11 protein-coding genes are annotated in these 12,977 nt (G+C 64.1%); 6 read left to right on the forward strand and 5 right to left on the reverse strand.

The genetic code is table 11. From position 1 onward, the window contains the following. Positions 1-58: 58 nt before the first annotated feature. Genes LB516_RS01175 through LB516_RS01195 form a run of 5 tightly spaced genes read left to right on the forward strand, consistent with a single transcriptional unit; the run spans position 59 to position 5,265 of the window. Positions 59-1,600 carry a sugar ABC transporter ATP-binding protein gene (locus LB516_RS01175; RefSeq protein ID WP_224718765.1) on the forward strand — a complete coding sequence of 514 codons (1,542 nt, stop codon included), beginning with the start codon at positions 59-61 and terminating at the stop codon, positions 1,598-1,600. Then, entirely contained in the window at positions 1,597-2,577 is a 981-nt protein-coding gene (locus LB516_RS01180) for an ABC transporter permease (RefSeq protein ID WP_224718766.1), read from the forward strand. Before LB516_RS01175 ends, LB516_RS01180 begins: the two co-directional genes overlap by 4 nt. Then, positions 2,574-3,575: an ABC transporter permease gene (locus LB516_RS01185; RefSeq protein WP_224718767.1), complete on the forward strand. Its 1,002-nt coding sequence runs from the start codon at positions 2,574-2,576 to the stop codon at positions 3,573-3,575. Before LB516_RS01180 ends, LB516_RS01185 begins: the two co-directional genes overlap by 4 nt. Next, complete coding sequence (rhaM, locus tag LB516_RS01190; RefSeq protein WP_224718768.1) at positions 3,575-3,892, forward strand: L-rhamnose mutarotase; 318 nt, start codon at positions 3,575-3,577, stop codon at positions 3,890-3,892. Before LB516_RS01185 ends, rhaM begins: the two co-directional genes overlap by 1 nt. Next, a complete protein-coding gene (locus LB516_RS01195) occupies positions 3,889-5,265 on the forward strand; it encodes an FGGY-family carbohydrate kinase (RefSeq protein ID WP_224718769.1) in 1,377 nt (458 codons plus the stop codon). Before rhaM ends, LB516_RS01195 begins: the two co-directional genes overlap by 4 nt. Here the strand turns inward: LB516_RS01195 and LB516_RS01200 are convergent, their stop codons facing one another. From LB516_RS01200 to galE, 3 genes are all read right to left on the reverse strand, one after another. After that, positions 5,266-7,092: an alanine racemase gene (locus LB516_RS01200; RefSeq protein WP_224718770.1), complete on the reverse strand. Its 1,827-nt coding sequence runs from the start codon at positions 7,090-7,092 to the stop codon at positions 5,266-5,268. Between the two features lies 1 nt (position 7,093). Further along, on the reverse strand, positions 7,094-8,344 hold the full coding sequence (locus LB516_RS01205; protein WP_224718771.1) for a D-amino acid dehydrogenase: 1,251 nt from the start codon (positions 8,342-8,344) through the stop codon (positions 7,094-7,096). A 118-nt stretch (positions 8,345-8,462) separates the two neighbouring features. Beyond that, positions 8,463-9,458, reverse strand: coding sequence for a UDP-glucose 4-epimerase GalE (galE, locus tag LB516_RS01210; RefSeq protein ID WP_140878221.1), 996 nt, complete (start codon positions 9,456-9,458; stop codon positions 8,463-8,465). A gap of 279 nt (positions 9,459-9,737) precedes the next feature. Between galE and hemA the strand changes: the two genes are divergently transcribed. Continuing rightward, positions 9,738-11,015, forward strand: a complete 1,278-nt coding sequence (gene hemA / locus LB516_RS01215; RefSeq protein WP_140787201.1) for a 5-aminolevulinate synthase — start codon at positions 9,738-9,740, stop codon at positions 11,013-11,015. 65 nt (positions 11,016-11,080) lie between these two features. On the opposite strand, the gene LB516_RS01220 is transcribed toward hemA, so the two are convergent. Continuing rightward, positions 11,081-12,247: a pyridoxal phosphate-dependent aminotransferase gene (locus LB516_RS01220; protein ID WP_224718772.1), complete on the reverse strand. Its 1,167-nt coding sequence runs from the start codon at positions 12,245-12,247 to the stop codon at positions 11,081-11,083. 109 nt (positions 12,248-12,356) lie between these two features. Beyond that, positions 12,357-12,779: a large conductance mechanosensitive channel protein MscL gene (gene mscL / locus LB516_RS01225; RefSeq protein WP_015319245.1), complete on the reverse strand. Its 423-nt coding sequence runs from the start codon at positions 12,777-12,779 to the stop codon at positions 12,357-12,359. Between the last annotated feature and the right edge of the window lie 198 nt (positions 12,780-12,977).

Raw genomic sequence — 12,977 nt, forward strand, 5'->3', positions numbered from 1 at the left:
CGGGACTCACATCCCGCCGCGACTTCAAACGGACCTAGTTTCAGGGCTTGATACGGATATGGACACGACGGCCCGACATAGCGAGACTGACGAGCGGCTTCCGGCCTCCGCTCCGCGCCTGGCACTGTCCGGCATCTCCAAGAGCTTCCCCGGTGTCCGTGCCCTGCACAATGTCAGCCTGTCGCTCTATCCCGGCCAGGTGACCGCGCTGATCGGCGAGAATGGCGCCGGCAAGTCGACGCTGGTCAAGATCATGACCGGCATCTACCAGCCCGATGCCGGCACGATCAGCATCGACGGCCAGGCCGTCGCGCTGCCCAGCGCGCACGCCGCCTTCGGCCACGGCGTCACCGCCATCCATCAGGAAACCGTGCTGTTCGACGATCTCAGCGTCGCCGAAAACATCTTCCTCGGCCATGCGCCGCGCACGCGCTTCGGCACCATCGACTGGCGCACGATGCGCAAGAATGCGCGCGAAGTGCTCGACACCATGCATGCCGGTCATATCGATGCCGATGCGCGGCTCAGGGATCTCGGCATCGCCAACAAGCATCTCGTCGCCGTCGCGCGCGCCATGTCGATCGACTCCCAGATCGTCATCATGGACGAGCCGACCGCAGCCCTTTCGATGAAGGAGATCGAGGAACTTTTCCTTTTGATCGAATTCCTCAAGGAGCAGGGCAAGGCGATCCTGTTCATCAGCCACAAGTTCGACGAGATCTATCGCATTGCCGATCGCTACACGGTGTTCCGCGACGGCGAGATGGTCGGCGAGGGCCTGATCAGGGATGCCGGCCAGAGCCAGATCGTGCGCATGATGGTCGGCCGTTCGGTCGACCACATCTTTCCGCAGCGCAAGGCCGAGATCGGCGCGCCGGTGCTTTCCGTTTCCGGCCTGTCGCATCCGACCGAGTTCAGGGATATCGGCTTCGAACTGCACAAGGGCGAGATTCTTGGCTTCTATGGCCTGGTCGGCGCCGGGCGCAGCGAGGTGATGCAGGCGATTTCAGGCATTACCCGCATAAGCGCCGGCACGATCACGCTGGATGGCAAGGCGATCGCGCCGAAATCGGCCGCGGATTCGATCGAGGCCGGCATCGTCTACGTCCCGGAAGAACGCGGCAAGCAGGGCGTGGTTATCGGCCTGCCGATCTTCCAGAATGTTTCGCTGCCATCGCTCGCCCGCACCTCCAAATCAGGCATGCTGCGGCTGGCGGAGGAGTTTTCGCTGGCCCGTTCCTACACGGAACGGCTCGACCTCAGGGCCTCCTCGCTCAGCCAGGATGTCGGCACGCTATCGGGCGGCAACCAGCAGAAGGTGGTCATCGCCAAATGGCTGGCGACGTCGCCCAAGGTGATCATCCTGGACGAGCCGACCAAGGGCATCGATATCGGCTCCAAGGCCGCCGTGCACAGCTTCATGGCCGAACTGGTGGCGCAGGGCCTGTCGGTGATCATGGTGTCGTCCGAACTGCCTGAAATTCTCGGCATGTCCGATCGGGTCGTCGTCATGCGCGAGGGCCTTGTCGCGGCGGTCTACGACAACAAGGGACTGGATGCCGAGACGCTGGTCAGGACAGCAGCAGGGATCGCGGCATGAAAGCTTTCCTCAAATACCGCGAAATCTGGCTGCTCGCGGCCATCGTCGTCTTGATCGGGCTGATCTCGACGCGCTTCCCCGCCTTTGCCGACCCCGGCAATCTGCGCCAGGTGTTCAACGACACCTCGATCCTGATGATCCTGGCGCTCGGCCAGATGGTCGTCATCCTGACGCGCTCGATCGACCTGTCGATGGCGTCGAACCTCTGTTTCACCGGAATGGTGGTGGCGATGCTGAACGCCGCGCACCCGGCGATCCCGATCCCGCTGCTGATCGTCATCGCGCTCGCAGTCGGGCTGGTGCTCGGCGCCATCAACGGCCTTTTGGTGTGGCGTCTGAACATCCCCTCGATCGTGGTGACGCTGGGCACGCTCACCATCTATCGCGGCGCCACTTTCGTCCTGTCCGGCGGCGCCTGGGTCAACGCCGACAGGATGAGCCCGGATTTCATCGGCTTCCAGCGCGCTGCTTTCCTCGGCATTCCGGTTCTGTCCTGGATCGCCATCCTGGTGATCGCGCTGTTCTTCGTGCTGATGACGCGCACCGCGCTCGGCCGCTCGATCTATGCCATCGGCGTCAATCCGACGGCATCCGTCTATACCGGCATCGATGTCGGGCGGACCAAATTCATCGTCTTCTGCATCTCAGGCATGACCGGTGGCCTCTGCGGTTATCTCTGGATCTCGCGCTATGTGATCGCCTCGGTCGAGGTCGCCAATGGCTATGAGTTGAACATCATCGCCGCCTGCGTCATCGGCGGCATCTCGATCGCCGGCGGCATCGGCTCGGTCGGCGGCGCCGTGCTCGGCGCGCTGTTCCTCGGCATCATCTCCAACGCTTTGCCGGTCATCAACATCTCGCCCTTCTGGCAGATGGCGATTTCGGGCAGCGCCATCATCCTGGCGGTCGTGCTCAACGCGCGCGGCGAACGCCAGCAAGGCCGCATCATCCTCAAGAAAGTGGAAGCGGTGACATGACCGACGTCCCCGCCCCGCGCCACATTCCCGACCGGCTCGACAAGCCGCTCTCTTCGGCGATCTTTTCCTGGGAAGCGCTGCTGGTCGTGGTGGCCATCGCCATCTTTGCCATCAACAGTTTCGCCTCACCCTATTTCCTCGATCCGTATTCGCTGTCCGATCTCACCTTCAATTTCACCGAGAAGGGCCTGATCGCGTTCGCCATGGCGCTGCTGATCATTTCGGGCGAGATCGACCTGTCGGTGGCCGCCATCATCGCGCTCGCCTCGACCATGATGGGCATGGCGGTGCAGGCCGGCGCCGACACGCCGACGCTGGTGGCGATCGGCGTCGTCGTCGGGCTCGGCTGCGGCGCCTTCAACGGACTGCTGGTCACGCGCCTCGGCCTGCCTTCCATCGTCGTCACCATCGGCACGATGAGCCTGTTTCGCGGCATCGCCTTCATCACTCTCGGCGACCAGGCCTACAAGGGCTATCCCGAAAGCTTCGCCTTCTTCGGCCAGGGTTATGTCTGGTGGGTGGTGTCGTTCGAACTGGTGCTCTTCCTCATCGCCGCGGTGGTCTACTGGTTCCTGCTGCACCGCACGAGTTTCGGCCGCCGGGTCTTCGCGATCGGCAACAATCCGGTCGCGGCGCAGTTTTCCGGCGTACGCGTCGGCCGCATAAAATTCATCCTGTTTTGCCTGACCGGCCTGATGTCGGGCATCGCCTCGGTGCTGATCACGGCTCGGCTCGGCTCGACGCGTCCGTCGATCGCGCAGGGCTATGAGCTGGAGGTCATCACCATGGTGGTGCTCGGCGGCGTCAGCATCCTCGGCGGCGCCGGCAGCATCGTCGGCGTGGTGCTTGCCGCCCTGATCATGGGGCTGGTGACCTTCGGCCTCGGCCTGCTCAACGTGCCCGGCATCGTCATGTCGATCTTCATCGGCCTGCTGTTGATCATCGTCATTGCGCTGCCGATCGTCTGGCGGCGGCTGCGCGGGGGACGCCTGGCCTGATGCCCGAGAAATACGCATTCAAGATGATGCTTAAACCCGGCATGAAGGCCGAGTACAAAAAGCGCCACGATGAAATCTGGCCGTCGCTGGTCGCGTTGCTGAAGCAGGCCGGCATCTCCGACTACTCCATCCATCTCGACGAAGAGACGAGCATCCTGTTCGGCGTGCTGTGGCGGCGCGATGATCACGGCATGGACGATCTGCCTAAGCATCCGGTGATGCAGCGCTGGTGGGCTGAAATGGCCGACATCATGGAGGCGAAACCGGATAACGAGCCGGTGGCGGTGCCGCTGGAAATGATGTTCCATATGGAATGAGCGCGGTCCGCCACATCGCCGTCATCGACATCGGCAAGACCAATGCCAAGGTGGCGCTGGTCGATCTCGCCACATTGAGGGAGGTGATGCTGCGCCGGGTGGCGAACGCGCCGGTGCGACAAGCGCCCTACCCGCATCATGATGTCGGAGCGCTATGGGCGTTCATCCTCGACAGCCTTGCCGACCTCAATCGCGAACAGCGCATCGACGCAGTTTCGATCACCACGCATGGCGCGACCGGCGTGCTGGTCGATGCCACGGGCGAGCTGGTGCTGCCTGTCCTCGATTATGAATACGATGGGCCCGATGAGCTGGCGTCCGACTATGACGCGATCCGCCCGCCCTTCTCCGAGACCGGCACGCCGCGCCTGCCGCTCGGCCTCAATCTCGGCGCGCAATTCTTCTGGCAGCAGCAAAGTTTCCCGACGGAGTTCGCCAGGGCCGCCGCGATGCTGATGTACCCGCAATACTGGGCGCTGCGCCTGACCGGCGTGGCCGCCAACGAGGTCACCTCGCTCGGCTGCCACACCGATTTGTGGAACCCCTGGACGGGGGATTTTTCGGCGCTGGTCGATCGCCTGGGCTGGCGCGAGCTGATGGCGCCGGTGCGGCCGGCCAGGGACCGGCTTGGCTCGATCCTGCCCGCGCTTGCGGAGCGGACCGGGCTCGATCCACAAACCCCGGTCTTTTGCGGCCTGCACGATTCCAACGCCTCGCTGCTGCCCCACCTCCTGTCAGATGCGCCGCCCTTCTGCGTGGTCTCGACCGGCACCTGGGTGGTGTCGATGGCGGTCGGCGGCAAGACGGTGGCGCTCGATCCGGCAAGGGATACGCTGGTCAATGTCAATGCGCTCGGCGACCCCGTGCCCTCGGCGCGGTTCATGGGTGGCCGCGAATTCTCGCTGCTGACCGAGGGCTCGGCGCAGAGCTGGAGCGACAGCGATGTCACCGCGGTGCTGGCGCGCAAGACATTGCTTTTGCCTTCGATCCAGCAAGGCTCGGGGCCGTTTCCGCATCACACCGCCGCATGGCGCAAGGGCGAGGCGATCCCTCCCGGCCAACGCTTTGCCGCCATCTCCTTCTACCTGGCGCTGATGACGGCGACCTGCCTCGACCTCGTCGGCGGCGATGGCCCGACGACCGTCGAGGGGCCTTTCGCGCGCAATCAATTGTTCACGCGGATGCTCGCCGCGAGCACTGGCCGCGCCGTCATCGCATCGGAAGCCGCTACCGGCACCAGCATCGGGGCCGCCCTGCTTGCATCGGACCAGCGCGCGGCGCATGGCAAAGGTCAAACACTGGAGCCGCCGGCCGATCCGGCCTGGGCGGAATATATCAGCGCGTGGCGGGCGGCCGTCGAGGCTATTGGCTGATCAGAGAATTCGCTTGCCGAAGGCCGACATGACGAAGTTGACCGCGTCGCTACCGATCCTGGGCTCCAGATCGGTACTCAGGCCGGAGACATCCATCGACAGCAGCCCGCCGGAAAGCGCGATCGCCTCCATCGCCTGATGCGTCTCGCGGACGGTGAGGCCGCCGGAGCCAGCCGCCCAGCCGGCGAATTCGGTCGCCGTGGGCGAATAACTGACATGAAACCCTTGCGTGCCCGAGGTGGCGATACGGATTGCCTCGTGCATCAGGTCGCGCATGCCCATGGCGTCGATATCGGTCATCGTGAAGGCCGAGACGCGCGAATCCTTCAGGACCCGCACTTCCGCAGGGTCGGCATGGCGCAGTCCGATGATGACGACGTTTTCCGGCGACAGCTGCGGCTGCAGCGCGCCGGCCTTGTGGTCGAGGCCAAGCGAGCGCGCCAGTACCGACGCCTCCGGCAGGTCGATGCCATCTTCGTCCTCCGGCATCAGCGCGGCGATGGAATCGATCCAGATCAGGCCGAAGGAGTGGGTCGCGCGGGCCGTTGCGGTCAGCGCCTTGTGCGCGATGCGACGATCGGCGCCGGCGGCGAACCGGATCAGGCCCGAGGGCGGTCGATCGACATCGGCCAGTTCGACGACGTCGAAATTCATCGCCTCCAGCCGGGCGCCGGTTGCTTCGCGCGCGAGGATGCGAGCCGCTTCCGCTTCGGCCGAGATCGACACCATCTTGCGGCCGGAGAAATCCGCGACATCGTGCATCGGTGCTTTTTCGACATATTCCGAGGTCATCGCCAGAAGCATGGCGCCGTAGCTCATGCGGAAGGCGACGCGGTCACCAACGGCGAGCGGCGGGTCGGCATCCTGCACATCGAGCAGCAGATGGTCACTGGAGGCGCCGAGCACCCTTATCCCCTTGGCGATCGGCGTCAGTCCCTCGACCAGTACGTCCTCGCGGCCGATATTGGCGATGGCGCGCAGCCTGTCGCCTTCGTCGGGAAAGACTGGCTGGTTGCCGAAGGCGTCGTAGCCGGAGGTGCCGATCGGCCGCGACGGCTTGAGCTTGACCTCGATGACGTCGCTGGTCAGCCGGCAGGCATCGGGTTCGAGTTCCGCCCATGGGACATCGCGGAAGGTCTCGACACCGCCCTGCAGGATCGCCTCGCCGATGCGCAAATTGTTGATGCCGGCCGGCAATTTGCCTTCGAGCAGCAGCGGCAGCGACGACGACGCGCCGCCGGAGATGAAGTCCAGGCTTTTCCCGGACAGGCGTTCGGTCTTGTAGGCATGAGCGACGAGCTGGCCGAGATTTTCCTCCGTCGGCATGATGGCGCCGAAGCAACCGAGATTGGTGCCGATGCCGGCGATGCGCACGCCCTTCATGTCGAGAATCCGCTCGACAGTGGGGATGAGGTCGTTCGGCCAGATGCCTTCGCGGAGGTCGCCGAGATCGATCATCAGCATGATGTCGTGGACGCGGCCCATACGCTCGGCGATGCGCGAGATCTCGCGGATGATCGTCAGCTCCGACTGCAGGCTGACGTCGACGGTGCGCACCACCTCCTCGACGCGCGCCATCGGCGGGCTGCGCAACAGCATGATCGGCGCGCTGATACCGCTGTCGCGCAGCCGGCGGATGTTTTCGAAACGCGACTCGGCGATCCCGGAGACGCCGCCGCGCAGCATGGCGCGTGCCACTTGCGGCATGCCGCAAGTGCCCTTGGTGACGCCGAAAACCTTGATGCCCGAAAGCGCGCAGCGGTCCACAACGGTGCGGGCGTTGCGCTCGATGCGGCCAAGGTCGATGGCGACTTGCGGTCCCGACATCCTATCCCCTGTAGACCAGGCCTTGCGGGTCGATCTCCGGCTTGCGGCCGGCGATGAGGTCGGCGAGAAATTTTCCCGAGCCGCACGCCATGGTCCAGCCGACATGGCCGTGGCCGGTGTCGAGGTAAAGGTTGCGGTATTTCGCCTGGCCGATGACCGGCACCGAGTTCGGCATCATCGGCCGCAAACCTGCCCATAGCTCGGCCTTCCTCTCGTCGAAAGCACCGGGGAACAGGTCCTTGCCGGTTCTGAACATGGTGGCGAAGTCGCTGGGTTTGTGGGTGCGGTCGAAGCCGGTGAATTCGGCGGTCGAAGCCAACCGCAATCGATTGCCGAGGCGCGAATAGGCCATCAGCTGATCCTCGTCGGCGCCGCCCATGGTCGGGCCTTTGCTCTCATCCTCCAGCGGAATCGTCGCGGTATAGCCCTTCACCGGATAGACCGGCAGGTCGATGCCGTAGCGCCGGCCGAGCAGGCCGCTCTCCGGCCCCATCGATATGACCACCGCATCGCCGGCGATCGGTCCGGACGAGGTCATCACGGCGCGCACCCGGTCGCCTTCGATGTCGAGGCCCTCGACCGTCGTCCCATAAAGGAATCTCACGCCGAGCTTTTCGGCGGCATAGGCAGCGAGGTTTTCCACGAACTGCCGGGAATCACCGGTCTGGTCGATCGGCGAGTAGACACCGCCGGCGATCTTTTGCTTCACCCCGGCAAGACCTGGTTCAAGCTCGACCAGCCGGTCGCGGCCGACGATCTCGATGGGCAGGCCATGCTCGGCCAGATAGCGGTAATTGTCGGTGCCGGTGTCGAGACTGTGCTGCGAGCGGAAGAAGTAGAGGATGCCCTTCTTGCGCTCGTCATAGTGGATGCCGGTACCGGCGGATATGGCGTTGATGCAGTCGCGCGAATAGAGCGCCAGCCGCAGCTTGACCCGGCTGTTGGCCCGCAGGCGGGCCACCGTGCACTGGCGCAGGAAGCGCAGGCTCCAGGCGAGGAAATAGGGATCGAAGCGCAGCCGCACCTTGATGCCGAGATCATGATTGTAGAGCCCGCGCAGGAACGTCTTGAGTGCCGCCGGCGAGGCCCAGGCGGTGGCGTCACCTGGAGACACCAGCCCGGCATTCGACTGGCTGGTGCCTCGCGCCGGCGCCGCATGACGCTCGATCACGGTGACCTCGTGACCGTCGGCGGCCAGATAGTAGGCTGCCGCCGTACCGACGACGCCGGCTCCAAGCACCGTTATCTTCATGCCATCCCCCAAAGCTCATTGCGGCACCGCGCCTCCACGCTGTGTCGCGAACACTTGCATAGCGCGTCGCCGCGCGCCTTGCGAGCCCTGGGCTTGTGAGCCCCTGGGGAAAGCGCGCTCAGCCCCGCGCGGAGTTCTTGCTGGTCAGGATGCGTTCCCAGGACAGCGCGTCGTTGACGATCTGGTCGAGATCGTCGCGCCGCGGGGTCCAGCCCAGTTCCGACCGGGCGAGATCGGAATTCGCAACCACCGCCGCGGCATCCCCGGGACGCCGGTCGCCCATCCTGACCTCGAAATCATGGCCGAAGGCGCGCCGCACGCTTTCGATCACCTCGAGCACCGAATAACCGTGGCTGTAGCCGCAATTGGCGACGAGGCTGGCGCCCCCGGCGCGCAGCCGCTGCAAAGCCAGGCGATGCGCGGCGGCCAGATCGCTGACGTGGATATAGTCGCGCATGCAGGTGCCGTCCGGCGTCGGATAGTCGGTACCGAAGACCTGCATGAAGGGTCGCTTGCCGAGCGCGGTCTCGCAGGCGACCTTGATCAGATGGGTGGCGCCCGGAGTGGACTGGCCGGTGCGGCCCTTCGGGTCGGCGCCGGCGACGTTGAAATAGCGCAGCGCCGTGTAGCGGATGTCGTGCGCAAGGCCCGCGTCGCGCAGCATCCACTCGCTCATCAGCTTGGACAGGCCATAGGGTGATTCCGGCGCCAGGCGGGCATCCTCGCGCACCGGCTCCAGCCCGGCGCCGCCATAGACGGCGGCTGTCGAGGAGAAGATGAAATTCGGCACGCCTTCGCGGACCGCGGTTTCGATCAGCGTGCGGGTCTTCGAGGTGTTGTTCTCGTAGTAGGCGAGCGGATCGGCTACCGATTCCGGCACCACGATGGAGCCGGCGAAATGGATGATGGCATCGACATGATTGTCCTTGATAATCCCGCCGACCAATTCCTTATCGGCGACATCGCCGACAATCAGCTTTGCCTCCGGCGCCACTGCCCATTCGAAGCCGGTGGAAAGGCGGTCGAGAACGACCACGCTTTCGCCTGCATCCAGCAATTCCCAGACCATATGGCTGCCGATATAGCCGGCGCCGCCTGTCACCAAAACCGTCATCCCAAGTCCTCGCTTACCCAAGATTTATCGGAAACTGTCTCAACAACCGCCTTACTGGAAAGCCCGGCGCATGACCATTAGAACGAGAGGTAACCGGCGTTCACTTGATGTGGCATCATGCGGAAACAAAAGTGATCCACTGAGCGTGTCGTGAAGTGGAATAGGCCACGATCCGTCAACGTTAGGAACAGGTGTGGGGCGTGGCATTTTGACCAAAATGGCCCGGTGGACGGCCAAAAGGCCAATGATTATGATGCCGCGCAAAATTGGGAAGTCGACATGAACTATCAGCGGTTTTTCGAGGAAGCGATCGATCAGCTCCATGCCGAGCGTCGCTACCGCGTCTTCGCCGACCTGGAGCGTATCGCGGGCAAGTTTCCGCGCGCCGTCTGGCGTTCCAACGGCCGCGCCGAGGAAATCACCGTCTGGTGTTCCAACGACTATCTCGGCATGGGCCAGCATCCTGACGTGATCGCCGCATTCCAGAACGCGGCCGGCAAGATGGGATCGGGCGCCGGCGGCACCCGCAACATTTCCGGCACGTCCAACCCGCTGGTCGAGCTCGAGCATGAGCTGGCCGACCTGCACGGCAAGGAAGCCGCCTTGGTCTTCACCTCCGGCTTCGTCTCCAACGAGGCCTCGATCTCGACCATAGCGCGGCTTTTGCCCAATTGCCTGATCATCTCGGACGAACTGAACCATGCCTCGATGATCGAAGGCGTGCGGCGCTCGGGCGCCGAGAAAAAGATCTTCCGCCACAATGACGTCGCGCATCTGGAAAGCCTGCTGCAGACCGCGGGGCGCGAACGCGCCAAGCTGATCGTCTTCGAAAGCGTCTATTCGATGGATGGCGACATCGCGCCGATCAAGGAGATCGTCGAACTCGCCGAACGCTACAACGCCATGACCTATATCGACGAGGTCCATGCCGTCGGCATGTACGGACCGCGCGGCGGCGGCATCACCGAGCGCGAAGGCCTGGCCGACCGCATCGACATCATCGAAGGCACGCTGGCCAAGGCGTTCGGCACGCTGGGCGGTTACATCACCGGCACCAGCGCCGTCATCGACGCGGTGCGCTCCTACGCGCCGGGCTTCATCTTCACCACGGCGCTGCCGCCGGCGATCGCCGCGGCGGCCACCACCTCGATCCGTCACCTGAAGCGCTCGCAGGCCGAGCGCGACGCCCAGCAGCAGCAGGCGAGCCGAACCAAGCAGATCCTGTCGGCGGCCGGTCTGCCGGTGATGGAGTCGCCGACACATATCGTGCCGGTGCTGGTTGGCGATCCTGAACTCTGCAAGATGGCGAGCGACCGCCTGCTCGGCGTCCACGGCATCTACATCCAGCCGATCAACTACCCGACGGTGCCACGCGGTACCGAACGGCTGCGTATCACGCCGACGCCGTTCCATTCCGACGCGCTGATCGCCGAACTGCAGGACGCGCTGGTCGAAACCTGGGACGCGCTCGGCATCCCCTACGGTTCGGCGGGACGGCCCTCAGTGACCAAGAGCGACCGCATCATTCCACTGCTGGTGCCCAAGTCGGGCGGCTGAAGTCCGTTTGAAACTCTACTCCGACGGCCAGCTGACGCGGCTTTCAATTCGGGCTTCGTCAGAGTTCAGACAGTCTTCATCCACCTTGCCAGCCGGTTTGCCGCATCCTCGAGCTGGTCGAGGCGGCGGTGGAAGCACAGCCGCAGGAACGCTTCGCCACCGGGCCCGAAGGCGGTGCCGGGCGCCAGGCCGACATTGGCCTTGTCGACGATTTCGAAAGCGGCTGCCCGCGAGTCCGTGACGCCGTCGACGGTGAAGAACAGGTAGAAGGCGCCCTGCGGGACGGTGAAGCGCGCCTTGCCGGTTTCGCCCAGAATGCCGCAGACCAGGTCGCGCGCTTGCCTCGCCCGCTCCACCTGTTCGGCGACGAAGGCATCGCCCTCGTCGAGCGCCGCGACCGCGCCGCGCTGCATGAACTGGGCGACGCCCGAGTTCGAATACTGGATCAGGTTCTCGAACACCTGCTGCAGGCTTGGATGCGTCTTGATCCAGCCGACGCGCCAGCCGGTCATCGCCCAGTTCTTGGAGAAACTGTTGACGAAAAGGATGCGGTCTTCCGCCTCCGCGATGTCGAGGAAGGACGGCGCGCGGCCGTGACCATAGTGGAACAGCGAATAGATCTCGTCGGCGATGATCCACAGGCCCTTGGCGCGGGCGAGATCGAGGATCGCCCGCAAGGTCTCGTGATCGGCGGTCCAGCCGGTCGGATTGGACGGCGTGTTGATGAACAACGCCTTCGTGCGCGGTGTGACCGCCGCCGCTATTTTCTCGACGTCGCATGACCAGCCATTTCCGGAATGGTCGAGTGTGACCGGCACCGGAACGGCACCCGCGATGGCGGCGGCGGCGTCGAAATTCGGCCAGGCGGGCGACAGGTAGATCACCTCGTCGCCGGCTCCCGCAAGCGCATCGAGCGCCAGCTGGATGGCATGCATGCCGGAGCCGGTAACGATGAATTGCTCCTCGGCGAAGGTCTTGGCGAAGTGCCTTTCGTAGTAGCGTGCCAGCGCCTGCCTGAGATCGGGAATGCCCCTCTGCCAGGTGTAGAACGTCTCACCGCCGGCCAGCGCCTTCGACGCCGCATCGGTGATGAAGGACGGCGTCGGCAGGTCGCCCTCGCCGGCCCAAAGCGGGATCAGGCCTTCGCGCAATCTGCCATAGTTGACGACGGCGACGATACCGCTTTCGGGCGCGGCCAGGGCCTCGGGGCGCAGGGTCTGGATCAAGGTCATGGGCAGGTCCATTGTCTCGGGGCGTTCGGAGGTGCTGTTTACCAGATGCGAAAACAGAAAACCCCGGCCGCGAACGACCGGGGTTTTGGTCCAGAAGAACCCTATCCGTCTATCGCCTGGCCAGCAGATCGCGGATTTCGGTCAAAAGCTGCACATCGGCCGGCGGTGGCGCGGCCGCTGGCGCGGGCTTTTCCCTTTCCAGGCGCCTGCGCATGTTGTTCACGGCCTTGACCATGAGGAAGATGATGAAGGCTAGGATGATGAAATTCAGCACCACGGTGATGAAGCTGCCATAGGCAAAAACAGCACCTTGCTTTTTGGCTTCCGCCAGCGAGGTGGCGTTGACGGCCGAGGAAAGCCCAAAGAAGTAGTTGTTGAAGTCCAAGCCGCCGAAGATCGCTCCGACGATCGGCATGATGATGTCGTTGACCAGGGAATCGACGATCTTGCCGAAGGCAGCGCCGATGATGACGCCGACGGCCAAGTCCATCACATTGCCCTTGGAAATGAATTCCTGGAATTCTTTCAGCATTCGACCCTCCTTATCATGGCGGGCCGCGCAGCCGTCCCATCCCGGAAGCACCGCCCCGGCGACACCATAACAAAAACCTCAAGTTGCAACATGGGCAAAAAGGAGAAAACAACCGGTTTCGCCTTACCCTGCGTTACCTCTTTGAAATCAGGTGCCCAAAGCCGTGATGGACTTGACGCCCAAGCTGTGATTGCGTCT

Source organism: Mesorhizobium sp. CO1-1-7 (assembly GCF_020164885.1).
Taxonomy (GTDB): domain Bacteria; phylum Pseudomonadota; class Alphaproteobacteria; order Rhizobiales; family Rhizobiaceae; genus Mesorhizobium; species Mesorhizobium australicum.